General features: G+C 54.9%; 1 pseudogene. It reads right to left on the reverse strand.

The features are described from left to right. Positions 1 to 297, reverse strand: a pseudogene (locus ABG80_RS09635) (hypothetical protein); the annotation flags it as partial.

A 297-nucleotide genomic window follows, 5' to 3' on the forward strand; every position in this document is an offset into this window, starting at 1 on the left:
AGGTATCTGCAGACTGGTATGCAGTGATGAAGTCATTGCCGGCTCCGCCAACAAAGGTGTTGACCTGCGAGGCAGGGTGATAACCTTCAATCGCACTGATCGTGTCGTTACCTGCGCCGCCTTCAATCCAATTTGCACTGCTGGCGGCACCATACTCGATTGTGTCCTTGCCTTCACCACCATAGATGTGATTCGAGCCAGCACCGGTGTCTTTAATGGTGTCATCACCATCACCCCCGTCGATGAAGTCGCTGCCTCCGGCATCCTGAATGGTGTCGGTACCACCGAAGCCCCGAA

Source organism: Aquabacterium parvum (assembly GCF_001447195.1).
GTDB lineage: Bacteria > Pseudomonadota > Gammaproteobacteria > Burkholderiales > Burkholderiaceae_C > Aquabacterium > Aquabacterium parvum.